This is a genomic window from Cognatishimia sp. SS12, assembly GCF_028369055.1.
GTDB lineage: Bacteria > Pseudomonadota > Alphaproteobacteria > Rhodobacterales > Rhodobacteraceae > Cognatishimia.
The window spans coordinates 437,569-453,488 of record NZ_JAQNCZ010000001.1; the positions used below are offsets into that span (position 1 = coordinate 437,569).

14 protein-coding genes are annotated in these 15,920 nt (G+C 60.1%); 13 read left to right on the plus strand and 1 reads right to left on the minus strand.

Annotated features, from left to right (window positions below):
- Positions 1–11: 11 nt before the first annotated feature.
- The 9 genes from dxr (at position 12) to lpxB (ending at position 9,199) form a co-directional block, all read left to right on the plus strand.
- Positions 12–1,196, plus strand: coding sequence for a 1-deoxy-D-xylulose-5-phosphate reductoisomerase (gene dxr, locus N6L24_RS02110; RefSeq protein WP_271842987.1), 1,185 nt, complete (start codon positions 12–14; stop codon positions 1,194–1,196).
- Positions 1,197–1,202: 6 nt separating this feature from the next.
- Positions 1,203–2,549: an RIP metalloprotease RseP gene (gene rseP, locus N6L24_RS02115; RefSeq protein WP_271842988.1), complete on the plus strand. Its 1,347-nt coding sequence runs from the start codon at positions 1,203–1,205 to the stop codon at positions 2,547–2,549.
- Between the two features lie 142 nt (positions 2,550–2,691).
- Positions 2,692–2,832, plus strand: coding sequence for a hypothetical protein (locus tag N6L24_RS02120; RefSeq protein WP_271842989.1), 141 nt, complete (start codon positions 2,692–2,694; stop codon positions 2,830–2,832).
- Between the two features lie 133 nt (positions 2,833–2,965).
- Positions 2,966–5,305, plus strand: coding sequence for an outer membrane protein assembly factor BamA (gene bamA / locus N6L24_RS02125; protein WP_271842990.1), 2,340 nt, complete (start codon positions 2,966–2,968; stop codon positions 5,303–5,305).
- A 1-nt stretch (position 5,306) separates the two neighbouring features.
- A complete protein-coding gene (locus N6L24_RS02130; protein ID WP_271842991.1) occupies positions 5,307–5,882 on the plus strand; it encodes an OmpH family outer membrane protein in 576 nt (191 codons plus the stop codon).
- Positions 5,883–5,964: 82 nt separating this feature from the next.
- Positions 5,965–6,429, plus strand: coding sequence for a 3-hydroxyacyl-ACP dehydratase FabZ (fabZ, locus tag N6L24_RS02135; RefSeq protein WP_271842992.1), 465 nt, complete (start codon positions 5,965–5,967; stop codon positions 6,427–6,429).
- A 5-nt stretch (positions 6,430–6,434) separates the two neighbouring features.
- Positions 6,435–7,232: an acyl-ACP--UDP-N-acetylglucosamine O-acyltransferase gene (lpxA, locus tag N6L24_RS02140; protein WP_271842993.1), complete on the plus strand. Its 798-nt coding sequence runs from the start codon at positions 6,435–6,437 to the stop codon at positions 7,230–7,232.
- 3 nt (positions 7,233–7,235) lie between these two features.
- Positions 7,236–8,039, plus strand: coding sequence for an LpxI family protein (locus N6L24_RS02145; RefSeq protein WP_271842994.1), 804 nt, complete (start codon positions 7,236–7,238; stop codon positions 8,037–8,039).
- The gene (gene lpxB, locus N6L24_RS02150) at positions 8,039–9,199 is read left to right on the plus strand and encodes a lipid-A-disaccharide synthase (protein WP_271842995.1); all 1,161 of its coding nucleotides are present in this window, start codon (positions 8,039–8,041) and stop codon (positions 9,197–9,199) included. Before N6L24_RS02145 ends, lpxB begins: the two co-directional genes overlap by 1 nt.
- A 14-nt stretch (positions 9,200–9,213) precedes the next feature.
- On the opposite strand, the gene mnmA is transcribed toward lpxB, so the two are convergent.
- Positions 9,214–10,359 carry a tRNA 2-thiouridine(34) synthase MnmA gene (gene mnmA / locus N6L24_RS02155; protein WP_271842996.1) on the minus strand — a complete coding sequence of 382 codons (1,146 nt, stop codon included), beginning with the start codon at positions 10,357–10,359 and terminating at the stop codon, positions 9,214–9,216.
- A gap of 120 nt (positions 10,360–10,479) precedes the next feature.
- On the opposite strand from mnmA, the gene sciP reads away from it, so the two are divergent.
- From sciP to recG, 4 genes are all read left to right on the plus strand, one after another.
- A complete protein-coding gene (gene sciP / locus N6L24_RS02160; protein ID WP_271842997.1) occupies positions 10,480–10,758 on the plus strand; it encodes a CtrA inhibitor SciP in 279 nt (92 codons plus the stop codon).
- Between the two features lie 93 nt (positions 10,759–10,851).
- Positions 10,852–11,571, plus strand: a complete 720-nt coding sequence (ctrA, locus tag N6L24_RS02165; RefSeq protein WP_271842998.1) for a response regulator transcription factor CtrA — start codon at positions 10,852–10,854, stop codon at positions 11,569–11,571.
- Between the two features lie 95 nt (positions 11,572–11,666).
- Positions 11,667–13,793, plus strand: coding sequence for an NAD-dependent DNA ligase LigA (gene ligA, locus N6L24_RS02170; protein ID WP_271842999.1), 2,127 nt, complete (start codon positions 11,667–11,669; stop codon positions 13,791–13,793).
- A complete protein-coding gene (gene recG, locus N6L24_RS02175) occupies positions 13,790–15,880 on the plus strand; it encodes an ATP-dependent DNA helicase RecG (RefSeq protein WP_271843000.1) in 2,091 nt (696 codons plus the stop codon). Before ligA ends, recG begins: the two co-directional genes overlap by 4 nt.
- Positions 15,881–15,920: the final 40 nt, after the last annotated feature.

A 15,920-nucleotide genomic window follows, 5' to 3' on the forward strand; every position in this document is an offset into this window, starting at 1 on the left:
GCGGAGTGAGCATGAAACGCCTTTCCATTTTTGGCGCAACCGGGTCCATTGGGCAGAACACGATTGACCTCGTGCGGCGCGCGCGTGCCGAATATCAGGTTGTGGCGCTGACGGGCGGGGCCAATGTGGCGCTGCTGGCGCGTGATGCCATTGATCTGAGGGCCGAGATTGCCGTCACCGCCTTTCCCGAACGGCTTGAGGATCTGCGCGCTGCGCTGGCCGGATCAGGCGTCAAGGCGGCGGCAGGGCCTGCCGCGTTGGCCGAGGCTGCGGCGATGCCAGCAGATTGGGTGATGTCCGCCATTATCGGTGCGGCCGGGCTTGAGCCAGGGTTGATCGCGCTTCAGCAGGGGGCGACGCTGGCACTGGCCAACAAGGAATCCTTGGTCACAGCTGGGCCGCTGGTGATGCGGACCGTCGCGCAGCATCAGGCGCAGCTGCTGCCGGTCGACAGTGAACATTCGGCCATTTTCCAGGGGCTTGTGGGCGAGCGTATCGAAGATGTCGAGCGCATCACCATCACGGCCAGCGGCGGCGCCTTTCGTGATTGGCCATTGGATCAGATGGCCGCCGCCACGCCGGCGCAGGCTGCAACCCATCCCAATTGGGATATGGGGCAACGCATTACCATCGACAGCGCCTCTATGTTCAACAAAGCGCTCGAGGTGATTGAGACCAAAGAATTCTTTGGCGTCAGGCCTGACCAGATCGAGGTCTTGGTGCACCCGGAATCTTTGGTGCACGCTTTGGTGGGGTTTCGCGATGGCGCGCAGATGGCCCATGTTGGCACCGCAGATATGCGCCATGCGATTGGCTATGCGCTGCATTACCCGGCGCGGCTGCCATTGCCTGTGCCGCGGCTGAACCTCGCGCAGGTCGGGCAATTGAATTTCTACGCGCCAGATCCGGCGCGCTATCCGGCGCTGCGCCTTGCTTGGGACGTGATGGAGATCGGCGGCATGGCTGGCTGTATCTTTAACGCCGCCAAAGAAAGCGCGCTGGACGCCTTTATCGCCGGTCACATCGGATTTCTTGATATGGCGCAGGTGGTTGAAAAAACCCTCAATAAACTGGCGGCTGACCGCAGTCTTATTCAGGCGGAAATGTCGCTTGAGACTGTGAAACAGACCGATAAAATCGCGCGCAGATTGGCGCAAGACTTTGCGATGCCGCAGATGACAACCGACAAAGGATAATCCATTTTGGACCTCACTTCTTTTCTGCCGCAGTTTCAAAGCGGGGCCTTGACCCTGATTGCCTTTGTTGTCGCGCTTTCGGTGATTGTCGCGATCCACGAATACGGCCATTACATTGTTGGTCGCTGGTCGGGCATCCATGCAGAGGTGTTTTCGCTGGGCTTTGGGCCAGTGCTGTTTTCGCGTCATGACAAGCGCGGCACCAAATGGCAGGTCGCGCTGATCCCGATGGGGGGCTATGTGCGCTTTAAGGGCGACAGCGATGCGGCCTCGGGCAAGGATGGCGAGGTGATCTCATCGCTCAGCAAAGAAGAGTTGCGCAGCACAATGCACGGCGCGCCGCTTTGGGCGCGGTCTGCCACGGTTGCGGCAGGGCCGATCTTTAATTTTGTGCTGTCGATCCTGATTTTTGCCGGGGTGATCCTGTCGCAAGGGGCCATTGGCGAGCGGCTGATTGTCGGTGAACTGCGCGATTTGCCCGCCGAGGGCGCGGCACTGCAGACCGGCGATGTGGTTCTGGCCATTGACGGGCAGGACCTGCCGGATCTGTCCGATAGCGCAGCAAATGACGCCTTTCTTGCGGCGCTGCGCACCACGGAGATTGTCCCATATCAGGTTGATCGCGATGGCGATGTGATCACCGTCCCGGGGCCCTACCTCTATCCGCCCATCGTGCTGCAATTGTCGCCGCGCAGCGCGGCGATTGACGCCGGGCTTGCGCCTGGTGATGTCATCACCGCCATTAACGGCGTGCCGATTGCGGCCTTTCGCGAGCTGAAGGATGCGGTGGAAGGCTCTGGCGGTGCGGCGCTGGCGCTGCGGGTCTGGCGCGACGGAACCGAAGGGGATTTCACCCTGACGCCGCGCCGCGTGGACGAGCCGCTGCCCGATGGTGGGTTTCAGACCCAATGGCGCATTGGCATCGGCGGTGGTCTGGCGTTTGAGCCAGCGCGCGAATCCGTTGGCGTCGGGGCGGCTGTCTCAGGCGGCGTGTCCCAGACACTGCGCATCATCAATGGCTCGCTGTCCGGGCTCTATCACATGGTGACAGGCGCGATCAGCAGCTGTAACTTGTCTGGCCCCATTGGCATTGCCCAGACCTCGGGTGCCATGGCCAGCCAGGGCACACAGAATTTCATCTGGTTCATTGCGGTCTTGTCGACGGCAATTGGCCTGCTCAATCTCTTCCCAATCCCGGTGCTCGATGGCGGGCATTTGGTGTTTCATGCCTATGAAGCGGTCAGCGGCAAACCCCCGAATGACAAAGTGATGCGGGTGATGATGACAGTCGGGTTGGTGTTGATCCTGAGCCTGATGCTCTTTGGTGTCAGCAACGATCTGTTCTGCCCGTAACGGCACACTAACACCCAGTGTGGGGCAGGGCGCTGCGCGTGCCTTTGCCCCCAATGCCCCCCAATGCCCCCATTGCTGCCCCATTCTTGCCCGATTTCACCTGCATGTTCTCACGCAGGTACTTTGAAATTGGGAGACCCTGATGCAAACGATTCAAAACGGCTATCAAGCGATGGGCGTGCTGTTGGACGTGAACTGGGAGCGTCTGCTGTACCCTGCCGCTATTCTTCTGTCTCTGGGCGTTGGTGCCCAATTGGGCAGCATGGGGCTGTTCTGGCACTAAGCCGCTGCGACATTCGCACGACAGCCTGACTTTTTTCGCACGCGCCCCCCTCCGGGGGCGCGTCTGTTTTTGACAAGTTGGCCCTTTCCCGATACTCACAACTTAACTGGGATGTCTGACAGGATTTGGGGTTATGAGAGAGCATATGTGGGGTGCCGGTCGGGCGCAGAAACAACATCGTGGGGTTTTGCGCCGGACGGCCTTTGCGTTTTCCGTATTGGTTTCAACGGGCTTTCTGTTGGCTCCCGACTCGGCCAATGCACAAAGCTATCGCTTTAACGGGCTGGTGATCGAGGGCAACAACCGCATTGAGGATGCTGCCATCGCCTCATACGCGGGAATCAGTCAGGGGCAGGTTGTTTCTGCCGGCGATCTGAATGAAGCCTATCAGCGTATTCTGGCCACGGGTCTTTTTGAAACCGTTGAACTGACCCCGCGCGGCAATCGCCTTGAAATCTCCGTTGTCGAATTCCCAACAATCAACGTCATCCGCTTTGAAGGCAATCGCCGCCTGAAAGACGATGAACTTGAGGCAGTCATAGAAAGCCAATCGCGCCGCGTGCTGAACCCGGCCGTCGCCGAGCGGGACGCCAATGCCATCGCCGAAGCCTACGCCCAGAGTGGCCGTATCGCCGCCCGTGTGACCCCACGTGTGATCCGCCGTTCTGACAATCGGGCGGATCTGGTCTTTGAAATTTTCGAAGGGGCGCTGGCTGAAATTGAACGCCTGAGCTTTGTCGGCAACCGCACCTTCAGCGACCGCCGCTTGCGCCGCGTGTTGAGCACCAAACAGGCAGGCCTGCTGCGTGCGCTGGTCAAACGCGACACACTGGTTGAGGATCGCATTGAATTTGACAAGCAGGTTCTCACTGATTTTTACCAATCGCGCGGTTATGTGGATTTCCGCATCACCGGCGTGAATGCCGAGTTGGCGCGCGAGCGTGACGGTTATTTCCTGACCTTCAACGTCGAAGAGGGTCAGCAGTTCTCATTTGGTGAAGTGACCGCATCCAGCGACCTGCCCGAAGTGGATGTGGAGCTGTTCCAAGACGCACTGAAAGTGCGGCCGGGCGTGACCTATTCACCCAGTCTCGTTGAAAATTCGATCTCGCGCCTTGAGCGTCTGGCCATCAAAGAAGGGCTTGATTTCGTGCGGGTCGAGCCACGCATCACCCGCAATGATCGCGATCTGACGCTGGATGTTGAATTCGCGCTTGTGCGTGGTCCACGTATTTTCGTCGAGCGGATTGATATCGAAGGCAATACCACCACGCTTGATCGCGTTGTGCGCCAGCAGTTCAAAATTGCCGAGGGCGATCCGTTTAACCCACGTGAAATCCGCGAAGCCGCAGAACGCATCCGCGCGCTTGGTTTCTTTGAATCCACCGACGTGAATGCGCGCGAAGGCTCCAGCCCGGATCAGGTTGTTGTGGACGTCGACGTGGAAGAGCAGCCCACAGGCTCTCTGTCCTTTGGTGGTACCTATTCGACCGATACGGGCTTTGGCCTGGTCGTGGGCTTTTCCGAGCGCAACTTCCTCGGGCGCGGGCAGCGACTTACAGCAAATGTGTCGACCTCGCCGGATGTGAACAACTATGAACTTAGCTTCACGGAACCGGCGTTTCTTGGGCGCGACGTGGCGGTTGGGTTCAGCGGGACCTACCGCGATTTGACCTTCAATCAGGTCCGCTATGAAAACACGGTTGGTAAGTTTGAACCATTCATCGGCTTCTCCACTGGCGAAAACAGCCGCGTGCAGCTGCGCTATACCTATGAGTCGGTCGACATGTCGATCCCGGGCACCAATCTCGGGGTGCTGATTGACGCCGAAGCCGCGCGCGGCACGCTGGCGCGCAGCTCGCTTGGGTATACTTACATCTACGACACTCGTATTGGCGGGCTGAACCCGGATGCTGGTGTCCTGCTTGAGTTTGGTCAGGATTACGCGGGGGTCGGCGGCGACATCAATTATGTCAGCACCTCTGCAAAGGCGATTGCCCAAACCCAAGTGCTGAGCGGCGATGTCACGCTGCGGGCTTCGGTCGAAGGCGGTTTCCTTTACACGCCGAACAATGATTCTCGGATCAATGATCGCTTTGTACCTTCCAGCCAGCAATTCCGCGGCTTCCAACCTTTCGGGATCGGCCCGCGACAGATTTCTGGCGGTGCGGACGATGGCTTGGGCGGTAAATATTTTGCTGTCGCCCGTTTTGAAGCCGCATTCCCGCTGGGTCTGCCGGAAGAATATGGCATCTCAGGCGGTGTCTTTTACGATGTCGGTTCGGTCTGGGGCGTGGACGCCACCGGGCCTGGCGTTGTCTCCGATGATTTCAGCCTGCGCCATGTGGTTGGTGTCTCGGTCTTCTGGGATACGCCGATTGGGCCACTGCAGTTCAACTTCTCAAAAGCCCTCAAGAAAGAGAGCTTTGACAAGGAACAGAACTTTAACCTGACGATCCGGACAGAGTTCTAAAGTGCGCGCGCTTGCGTTTGCGGTGATGCTCTTGGGGGCCGGTTTCGCGCTGGCCCCTGTTTCGGCGCAACAGCAGCCGCCTGCGACGGCCAGCCAGATTGTCATCATCGATTCTGAGCGGCTTTACCTGCGATCAGATTTTGGCGAACGCGCCTTGGCAGAGCAGGAGGCCGCCAAGGCCGTGCTGCTGGCAGAAAACCGGCAGATCGCTGCTGAACTGGCCGCCGAGGAAGAAGAGCTGACAAAAAAACGCGAAACCATGCCAGCCGAGGATTTTCGCAAATTGGCGGATGCCTTTGATGGCCGGGTGCAGGAAATTCGCAATATTCAGGACGAAAAAGAACGCACGATCGTGCGCCAGGCCGAAGAGGCGCGGCGTGATTTCTTTGCGTCGCTTTCGCCGGTGCTTCAGCGCGTGCTGACCGAACGGGGCGCGTCCATCATCCTGGAAAAACGCGCCACTTTTGCCTCCAGCAGTTCTTTGGACATCACGGATCGCGTGTTGCAGGTGGCCAATACGCTGATTGGTGATGGGCACAGCGCCGACAATACAGACGCATCCCCCACCGACAATTAGGCAAGGCCCTGCCTGCTTGCCCTGCGCCGCCGGGGTTGCTAGGGACAGGGTGAGACAAGAATAAAAACAGCAGGAGCCTGCAATGAGCGAGTCATTCAAAAGCGCAGACATTCATCTGATCCAGCGGATCATTCCGCATCGCTATCCCTTCCTGCTGGTGGACAAAGTGGTTGATATCGACGGCTATCAATCGGCGACCGGCATTAAGAATGTCACCATGAACGAACCGCATTTTCAGGGGCATTTCCCGGGCAATCCGATCATGCCGGGTGTCACCATCGTCGAGGCGATGGCGCAGACCGCCGCGGTGATGGTCGGCACAGAGCTGGGCATGGAAGACAAGAACATGCAGGTCTATTTCATGGCCATCGACAAATGCAAATTCCGCCGCATGGTGGTGCCCGGTGATGTGCTGAAAATGAAGCTGACCACAACCCGCGGCAAACCTGGCGGCAAAGTCTGGAAGTTCTCTGGCGTTGCTGAGGTCGAGGGTGAAATGGCCGCCGAGGCCGAGTTTACCGCCATGATGGAATTGCCCAAGGAGTGACGCGAATGGCCATTTCTCCAGAGGCGCAGATTCACCCGTCAGCGGTGATCGAAGAGGGCGCAGAGATTGCGGCTGGGTGCGTCATCGGGCCGTTTTGCACTGTTGGGGCGCAGGTGGTTCTGCACGCGCGCGTCACGCTGAAATCTCATGTTGTGGTTTGTGGCGATACCGAAATCGGCGAAGACACCAGCGTTTTCAGTTTTGCTGTGTTGGGTGAAATCCCGCAGGATCTGAAATTCAAGGGCGAGGCCTCCAAGCTGCGCATCGGGGCGCGCAACCGCATTCGCGAACATGTCACCATGAACGCGGGCACCGAAGGTGGCGGCGGACTGACCAGCGTGGGCAATGACGGTCTGTTCATGGCCGGCTGCCATGTTGCGCATGATGTGCATATCGCCGATCGGGTCATTCTGGTGAATTCGGTCGCCATTGCCGGCCATTGCGTGATCGAAGATGACGTGATCGTAGGCGGCTTGTCCGGTGTGCATCAATGGGTGCGTATCGGCCATGGGGCCATCATTGGCGCGGTTTGCATGGTGACAAATGATGTCATGCCTTATGGGCTGGTGCAGGGGCCGCGCGGCAAGCTGGATGGTCTGAACCTCGTCGGCCTTAAACGGCGCGGGGTTGCGCGGGCCGATATCGCCGCGTTGCGCGCCGCCTTTCAGGCTTTGGCCAAAGGCGAGGGGTCGTTTCAACAGCGCGCGGGTAAGCTTTCGCAAGACAGCGACAATGCCTATGTGAAGGAAATCGTTGATTTTATTCTGGGCGAGAGCGATCGCTCCTTTCTAACGCCGGAGTAAGCCATGGGCCGCCTTGCCATTCTCTCTGCCAAGGGCGGCCTGCCGGTCGCTTTGGCGGCTGCGCATCCGGATGCGCTGATCTTTACCCTGCAAGGCGTGGATCATGACCACAGCTGCGCGACGATTGAGCATCGGTTTGATCGTCTGGGTGACATGATCACCGATATGAAAACGCGCGGCGTGACCGAGGTGGTGTTTGCGGGCGCGATGATCCGCCCGGCGCTGGACCCGGCGCAGTTTGACGAATTGATGCAGCAAATCGCGCCTGAGCTGATGAAAGCCTTTCAAAGCGGGGATGACGCGCTCCTGCGCTTTATCATCACCCTCTTTGAGGACCGCGGCATCGCCGTGCGCGGCGCGCATGACCTCTTGCCAGAGCTGACCGCCAACCCTGGCCTAATTGCCGGTCCCGAGCCGGATGTTGCGCAACTTGACGACGCCAAGAAAGCCGCAGAGATCCTGCGCACCCTCGCGCCGATGGATGTCGGTCAGGGGGCGGTGGTCGCCGCCGGGCTGTGTCTGGGCATCGAAACCCTGCAGGGCACCGATGCGCTGTTGCGCTTTGTCGCCGAAACGCCCGCGAGCCTGCGGCGCGGCAAGGGTGTCCTGGTGAAAGCGCCCAAAGCCGGGCAGGATCTGCGCGTCGATATGCCCGCGATTGGCACCCAAACCATTGACGGTCTGGCCGCCGCTGGCCTGGCGGGCATTGTGATTGCCGCAGGCCGGGTGTTGCTGGTGGATCGCCCCGCGATTGAGGCCCGCGCCGCAGCCTGCGGGGTCTTTGTGTTGGCGCAGGAAAACCTCTGATGAAAGTCTATGTGATCGCCGGGGAACTCTCGGGGGACAAACTGGGCGCGGCGCTGATGGCGGGGCTGAAGACCCTGCACGGGGCCGACATCCATTTTCACGGTGTCGGCGGGCCGCGCATGCAGGCCGAAGGTCTGGCGAGTCAGTTCCCGATGGAAGAGCTGTCGATCATGGGGCTGGTGGAAATTCTGCCAAAATACCTGCACCTCAAACGCCGTATCCGTGAATGCGCCGCCGCCATTGAGGCGCTGCAACCGGATGTGTTGATCACCATCGACAGTCCTGACTTTTGCCTGCGCGTCGCAAAATTAGTGCGCGAAAACAGCACCTTGCGTGCGGTTCATTATGTTGCGCCGTCGGTCTGGGCCTGGCGGCCGAAACGCGCGGAGAAAATGGCACCCTTCATAGATCAGGTGCTGGCGCTGCTACCGTTTGAGCCCCCCTATATGGAGGCCCATGGTATGCGCTGCGATTTTGTCGGCCATCCCGTGGTGAATGACCCGGTGGCCAGTGCTGATGAGATTGCCGCCTTTCGCGCGGCCCATAATCTGAACGCTGCGCCCATGGCGCTGATCCTGCCGGGCAGCCGCAGCGGAGAGGTGCGCCGCCTCTTGCCGATTTTCAAAGATGTTATGACGCGGCTGCAAGCATCGCGGCCTGATCTGCGGTTTGTGTTGCCCGCTGCCCCGCCGGTGGCGGATTTGGTACATGAGATGACCGCAGATATGGATGCGCCGCCACTGATCCTGGATACGCGCGAGATGGCGCGCGAGGCGGCGCAGGTTGAAAAGCGCGCGGCCTTTGGTGCGGCAGATGTGGCGCTTGCAGCCTCGGGCACCGTGTCGCTTGAACTGGCCGCCGCTGGCACACCGATGGTGATTGCCTATGACGTCAACTGGATCAGCCGCAAGATCTTTGAGCGCATGCTGAAGATCGACACGCTGACACTGGCCAATCTGGTGACAGAAACCCGCGTGATCCCGGAATTCATCGGCAGGGATTGCCGTGCTGATCTGATCGCGCCGGGGATTCTGGCGGTGCTGGACGCGCCAGAGGCGCAGCAGAAGGTGGTCGCAGAAACCATGCAGCGCCTTGGCCGTGGCGGTGAAGATCCGGGCCTGCGTGCCGCGCGCGCTGTGCTGGACGGTCTACAAGACTGAGCTGACGCGCCGCGTTACGCGCCGCGCCAGATCCAGCCGCCGCCAAAGATGCGGCTGCTGTCATTGTCGTAAAAGACGCAGGCCTGCCCGGGGGAGACGCCTTCTTCCGGTGTCAGCAATTCTACTTCGGCAGTGGTCGGCCCGGTTGGGCGAATGATCGCCTCGCGCGGCGGGCGGGTAGAGCGGACTTTGACCGCCATGTGCCATTCTTTCCGGCTTTCAAATGGGGTATCCCCCAGCCAGTTGATTTCGCGCACCGGGATGATGCGGGTCGACAGCAATTCTTTGGGGCCGACAATCACTTGTTTTTTGTCGACGTCCAGCTTGACGACATAGATCGGCTCGCTCAGCCCGCCGATACCCAGCCCGCGGCGCTGACCGATGGTATAGTGAATGACGCCATTGTGCTGGCCCACCACCTTGCCGGTGTGATCCACAATCTCGCCCGGTTCCGCCGCGCCGGGACGCAGTTTTTCGATGACCTGTGCATAATTGCCATTAGGCACAAAACAGATGTCTTGGCTGTCCGGTTTGTCGGCCACTGCCAGCCCGTATTCTGCCGCCAGCGCCCGGGTGGCGTCTTTGTCCGGCAGATGGCCCAGCGGAAAGCGCAGGTAATCCAACTGCTCGGGTGTGGTGGAAAAGAGGAAATAGCTTTGGTCGCGCCGCGCGTCTGCGGCGCTGTGCAGCTCGGGTCCATTGGGCCCAATCTTGCGCTGTATGTAATGGCCTGTGGCCATGCAATCCGCCTCCAGATCCTTGGCGGTTTCCAGCAGGTCTTTGAACTTCACCCGCTCATTGCAGCGAATGCAGGGCACCGGGGTTGCCCCCGCCAGGTAGCTATCGGCAAATTCGTCAATCACCGCATCCTGAAAGATGTTCTCATAATCCAGAACGTAATGCGGAAAGCCCTTTTCTTCGGCGACGCGGCGCGCATCGTGAATGTCGATGCCCGCGCAGCAGGCACCTTTCTTGGCCAGGGCCGCGCCGTGATCATAAAGCTGCAGGGTGACGCCCACCACATCATAGCCTTCGTCCGCCAGCTGCGCTGCCACCACAGAGCTGTCCACGCCGCCCGACATGGCGACGACAACGCGGGTCTCTGAGGGCGGCTTGGCAAAGCCAAGCGAATTCAGAGGGGGATTTTGATCCAGAGCCATGGGATTCTCCTGCGGCGGCGAAAGAAAGGAATATAAGAAAATTCGACATACTCTCAAGCCCCAGTTTTAGGCTTCGTTAAGCTGCTGCCGTCACCCTTGGTGCAAAGGCGAGGACAGGTGATGTTTTTGAAAAAGATTGACGGGCGGCGCACGGTAACTTTGCCAGATGGGCGGGTGTTGTCGCAGGCGGATTTGCCAAGTGAAAACACCCGACGCTGGGTTGCATCACGCAAGGCTGCTGTGGTGCATGGCGTGCGGTTCGGTCTGCTGTCGCGGCGCGAGGCCTTGCAGCGCTATGGGCTGTCCGAAGAAGAGTTTTCGCAGTGGGAAGAGGCGGTCAGCACCCATGGCGAACGGGCGCTGAAGGTGACGAGACTACAAAAATATAGACAACTTTAACGGGTATGTTAGTCTTCCGGTTACAAATTAAGCATTAATTAACTCATAGCTGCTCAGGTCACTGGACTGCTGTGCCTTTACCGGAGAGATTTGATGCGAATTTTATTGATCGAAGACGATCCTGCCACCGCAAAAAGTATTGAGCTGATGCTCACCCATGCCAATTTGAACGTCTACACCACCGATTTGGGGGAGGAAGGCATCGATCTGGCGAAACTTTATGATTATGATTTGATCCTGCTGGATCTTGGTCTGCCGGATATGCTGGGTCATGATGTCTTGCGGCAATTGCGTCTGGCGCGGGTGGACACGCCTATTCTGATCCTGTCAGGGGATGATGACACCGACAGCAAGCTCAAAGGCTTTGGCTGTGGCGCGGATGATTATCTGACAAAACCCTTTCATCGCGAAGAGTTGGTGGCCAGAATTCATGCGATTATCCGCCGTTCCAAGGGCCATGCGCAATCGGTTATTAATACCGGCCGCATTGCGGTCAACTTGGATGCCAAAACCGCCAGCGCCGATGGCGCGCCGGTGCATCTGACCGGCAAGGAATATCAGATGCTGGAACTGCTGAGCCTGCGCAAGGGCACCACGCTGACCAAGGAAATGTTCCTCAATCATCTTTACGGCGGCATGGATGAGCCGGAACTGAAGATCATTGATGTGTTCATTTGCAAGCTGCGCAAAAAGCTGAGCGAGGCGACCGATGGCGAGAATTACATCGAAACCGTCTGGGGGCGGGGATATGTGTTGCGCGACCCGGACCCTGTGGTTGTGCAGATGCCCGAAGAGGTAGCATTGCGCGCCTGACCCTCTCATGCGAATTCGCCCCGAGGGTGCTGTGCTCTCTGGACGAACATAGCGGCCCGTTTTATCTATTTGATAATTAATGGGAGCGGGCGCGCGTGACGAAGAAGAAACCGATATCCGAACTGACCGAGGCTGAGGCGCGGGCAGAGTTGGAAACCTTGGCCGCCGCGTTGACCAAAGCCAATCAGGCCTATCATGGCGCGGATGCCCCGGAGCTGTCGGATGCGGATTATGATGCGCTGAAACAGCGCAACCTTGCGATCGAGTCGGCGTTTCCCGCGTTAAAGCGCGCTGACAGCCCCAGCGATCAGGTCGGGGCCCCGGTGACGTCGGGCTTTGGCAAGATCACCCATGTGGTGCCAATGCTCTCGCTGGGCAATGCGTTTGACGACGAAGAGGTCAGCCAGTTCACGGCGCGGATTCGCGCGTTCCTGTCGCTTGCGCCGGATGCGCCGTTGGCCTTTACCGCAGAGCCAAAGATCGACGGTCTCAGCCTGTCGCTACGCTATGAGAACGGCAAGCTGGTGCAGGCCGCCACGCGGGGCGATGGGGCCACCGGCGAAAACGTCACTGCCAATGCGCGCACCATTGATGACATTCCGACCGAATTGACCGGCGCGCCGGACGTGCTGGAGGTGCGCGGCGAAGTTTACATGAGCCACGCGGATTTTGCGGCGCTGAACGCGGCGCAAGAGGCAGCGGGCGGCAAGCTCTTTGCCAATCCGCGCAACGCCGCGGCCGGGTCGTTGCGCCAGCTTGATGCCAGCATCACCAAGGCGCGTCCCTTGCGGTTCTTTGCCTATGCTTGGGGCGACCTCAGCGCGCCATTGGCCGAGACGCAATCGGGGGCAATTGCGCGGCTTGGCGCTTTGGGATTTCAGACCAACCCATTGACAAAACTATGTCATTCGTCGCGCGATCTGATTGCGCATTACCGCGATATCGAAGCGCAGCGTGCCACGCTTGGCTATGATATCGACGGCGTGGTCTATAAGGTGGATGCGCTGGATTTGCAGGCGCGGCTTGGGTTTCGCGCCACCACGCCACGCTGGGCAATTGCCCATAAATTCCCGGCAGAGCTGGCCTGGACCTGGCTTGAGGGGATCGACATTCAGGTCGGGCGCACCGGCGCGCTCTCGCCCGTGGCGCGGCTGCAACCCGTCACCGTGGGGGGCGTCGTAGTCTCAAATGCCACGCTGCACAACGAAGATTACATCACCGGGCGCGACAGCAAGGGGGGCGAAATCCGCGGCGGCAAGGATATTCGCATTGGCGACTGGGTGCAGGTTTATCGCGCCGGCGATGTGATCCCGAAAATCGCCGATGTGGATCTGACCAAACGCCCCAAGGACGCGGTGCCTTATGTCTTTCCGGCGACCTGCCCGGAATGCGGATCAGAGGCCGTGCGCGAAGAGGGCGACGCGGTGCGCCGCTGTATTGGTGGCTTGATCTGCCCGGCGCAAGCGATTGAAAAGCTGAAACATTTCGTGTCTCGCAAGGCCTTTGATATCGAAGGGCTGGGCGCGAAACAGATCGAAATGTTCTATGACGATGCGGACCTGCCGATCAAGCAGCCGGTGGATATCTTTACGCTCGCGGCCCGCGATGGCGGCAACCTGAACCGGCTGAAAAACCGCAAAGGCTGGGGCGCGCAATCGGCGGCCAACCTCTTTGCAGCCATTGAGGAACGGCGCAGCATCGGCTTTGGCCGTCTGCTGTTTTCGCTCGGCATCCGGCATGTGGGCGAAGTGGCCTCAAACCTGCTGGCGCGTCACTATGGGGACTGGGCTGCTTTCACGCAGGCGATGGACGATGCCGCCGGTTTTGAGGGGGCGGCCTGGCAGGATTTGTTGGATATCGATGGCATCGGCGAGGTCATGGCGCGCTCACTGGTCAGCGCCTTTGCCGCGCCGCGCGAGCGGGCCTCGATTGATGCGCTGACCGAACATCTGACGGTTGAGGCCGCCGCGCAGCCCAAGACCGAGGGCAGCCCAGTGGCCGGCAAAACCGTGGTTTTCACCGGCACACTTGAAAAGATGACCCGCGCCGAGGCCAAGGCCCGCGCCGAGGCGCTGGGGGCGAAAGTCTCCGGCTCTGTCTCGGGCAAGACCGATATCCTGATCGCTGGCCCGGGCGCGGGATCAAAGGCCAAAAAGGCCGCGGACCTTGGGGTCAAAACCATTGACGAAGACGCCTGGCTGGCGTTGATCGAGGGGCTGTGAGCGGTCGCCCCGAAGCCCTTTTCCCGCTGTTTGCGGATCTGACCAAGCTGGAGGGCGTGGGCCCCAAGATTGCCCAGTTGATGGGAAATATGGGGCTTGAGCTGCCGCGCGATGTGGTTTTTTCCTTGCCTTATGCCGTGGTGGACCGGCGGCGTCGCGATACGGTGCAGGGGGCAGAGCTGCCCGGCGTTGTCACCGTTGCGGTCACGGTTCTGCGCCATCGCGCCCCGCGCAACAAACGCGGCGCCTACCGCGTGACCGTTGCAGATGCCGCCACCGAATTTGATCTGGTGTTTTTTCATGCGCGCGGCAGCTATCTAGAGGCGCAGCTGCCGGTGGGTAGCCAGCGGCTCGTCTCTGGCAAGGCTGAGTTGTTTGATGGCGTCGCGCAGATGGTGCATCCCGATCACATGCTGCCTTTGGACGAGGCCGCTCAGATCCCGGATTTCGAACCGGTTTATAATCTGACCGCTGGCGTCACGTTGAAAACCATGGGCAAAGCGGTGCGATCGGCCCTGCGTCTGGCCCCGCCGATGGCCGAATGGATTGATCCGGGGCAAAAGACCAAGGCCGGCTGGCCGGACTGGCAGGCCGCGATCAGCGCCGCACATGACCCGCAAGGACGCGGAGATCTGGCGGCCACGGCCCCGGCGCGCGAGCGGCTGGCCTATGACGAATTTTTTGCCCATCAATTGACGCTGGCTTTGGCGCGGGCGCAGGTGCGGCGGGGCAAAGGCCGCGCCAGCGCCGGGACCGGGCGGCTGCAGCAAAAGGTTTTGGCGGCTTTGCCTTATCGGCCCACCGGCGCGCAGCAGCGCGCCATTGCCGATATCTCCGCCGACATGGCGCGCGCCCATAAGATGAACCGCCTGCTGCAAGGTGATGTCGGGGCGGGCAAGACACTTGTCGCCTTCATGGCGCTGCTGGTCGCGGTGGAGGCAGGCGGGCAGGGCGTGATGATGGCCCCGACCGAAATTCTCGCGCGCCAGCACATGCAGGGGCTGCGCCCCTTGGCCGAACAGGCAGGCGTGGTGCTTGAGATTCTGACGGGGCGCGACAAGGGCAAAGAACGCGCCGCCAAGCTGGCTGCACTGGCGCGGGGGGATATCCATATTCTGGTCGGCACCCACGCGGTGTTTCAAGCAGATGTGGCGTTTCACGATCTGCGGCTGGCGATTGTCGATGAACAGCACCGCTTTGGCGTGCGCCAGCGGCTGGAGCTGGGGCAAAAGGGCGGTTTGGCCGATGTTCTGGTGATGACGGCGACGCCGATCCCGCGCTCGCTCGCGCTGGCGCAATATGGTGATATGGATGTGTCGATCCTGGATGAAAAGCCGCCCGGCCGGCAGCCAATCAAAACCGTCATGGTGTCTTCGGGCCGCATGGACGAGGTTGTCGCGCGGCTGCAGCAGGTGGTGCGCGAGGGCAAGCAAGCCTATTGGGTCTGCCCGCTGGTCGAGGAAAGCGAGGTCATGGACCTGACCGCCGCTGAGCAGCGGTTCCAACATTTGCGTGCAACCCTTGGCGAGGGGGTGGTTGGCCTTGTGCATGGCCAGATGCCCCCGGCTGACAAAGACGCCGGCATGGCCGCCTTTGCGCGTGGCGATACCAAAGTGCTGGTTGCCACCACGGTGATTGAGGTGGGCGTTGATGTGCCCAATGCCACCATCATGGTGATCGAACGGGCCGAGACCTTTGGCTTGGCGCAGCTACACCAGCTGCGCGGCCGGGTCGGGCGCGGCACCCAAGCCTCCACCTGTCTGCTGATGTATCAACCGCCGCTCAGTCAAAATGGCGAACGGCGCCTGACCGTGATGCGCGACACAGACGATGGGTTTGTGATTGCGGAAACCGATCTTGAGATGCGCGGCGCGGGGGACATGATTGGCACGGCGCAATCCGGTCTGCCGCGCTTTCAGATCGCGGATATGGAATCGCAGGCCGCGCTGATGGCGGTGGCGCAATCAGACGCACGCAAACTGTTGACCGATGACCCGACGCTGACTTCGCCGCGTGGACAGGCCGCGCGCGGGCTGCTGTGGCTGATGCAACAAGATCAAGCAATTCGTTTGATTTCAGTGGGTTAAGTTTTTTCGTTCTTTTTTGTTCACAAATGTTCTTAAAAAG

Bases quoted from the DNA above. Each gene is read 5' to 3' on its own strand.
- dxr (WP_271842987.1), top strand. From the start codon at position 12: ATGAAACGCCTTTCCATTTTTGGCGCAACCGGGTCCATTGGGCAGAAC.
- N6L24_RS02120 (WP_271842989.1), top strand. From the start codon at position 2,692: ATGCAAACGATTCAAAACGGCTATCAAGCGATGGGCGTGCTGTTGGAC.
- bamA (WP_271842990.1), top strand. From the start codon at position 2,966: ATGAGAGAGCATATGTGGGGTGCCGGTCGGGCGCAGAAACAACATCGT.
- fabZ (WP_271842992.1), top strand. From the start codon at position 5,965: ATGAGCGAGTCATTCAAAAGCGCAGACATTCATCTGATCCAGCGGATC.
- lpxA (WP_271842993.1), top strand. From the start codon at position 6,435: ATGGCCATTTCTCCAGAGGCGCAGATTCACCCGTCAGCGGTGATCGAA.
- N6L24_RS02145 (WP_271842994.1), top strand. From the start codon at position 7,236: ATGGGCCGCCTTGCCATTCTCTCTGCCAAGGGCGGCCTGCCGGTCGCT.
- lpxB (WP_271842995.1), top strand. From the start codon at position 8,039: ATGAAAGTCTATGTGATCGCCGGGGAACTCTCGGGGGACAAACTGGGC.
- mnmA (WP_271842996.1), bottom strand. From the start codon at position 10,359: ATGGCTCTGGATCAAAATCCCCCTCTGAATTCGCTTGGCTTTGCCAAG.
- sciP (WP_271842997.1), top strand. From the start codon at position 10,480: ATGTTTTTGAAAAAGATTGACGGGCGGCGCACGGTAACTTTGCCAGAT.
- ctrA (WP_271842998.1), top strand. From the start codon at position 10,852: ATGCGAATTTTATTGATCGAAGACGATCCTGCCACCGCAAAAAGTATT.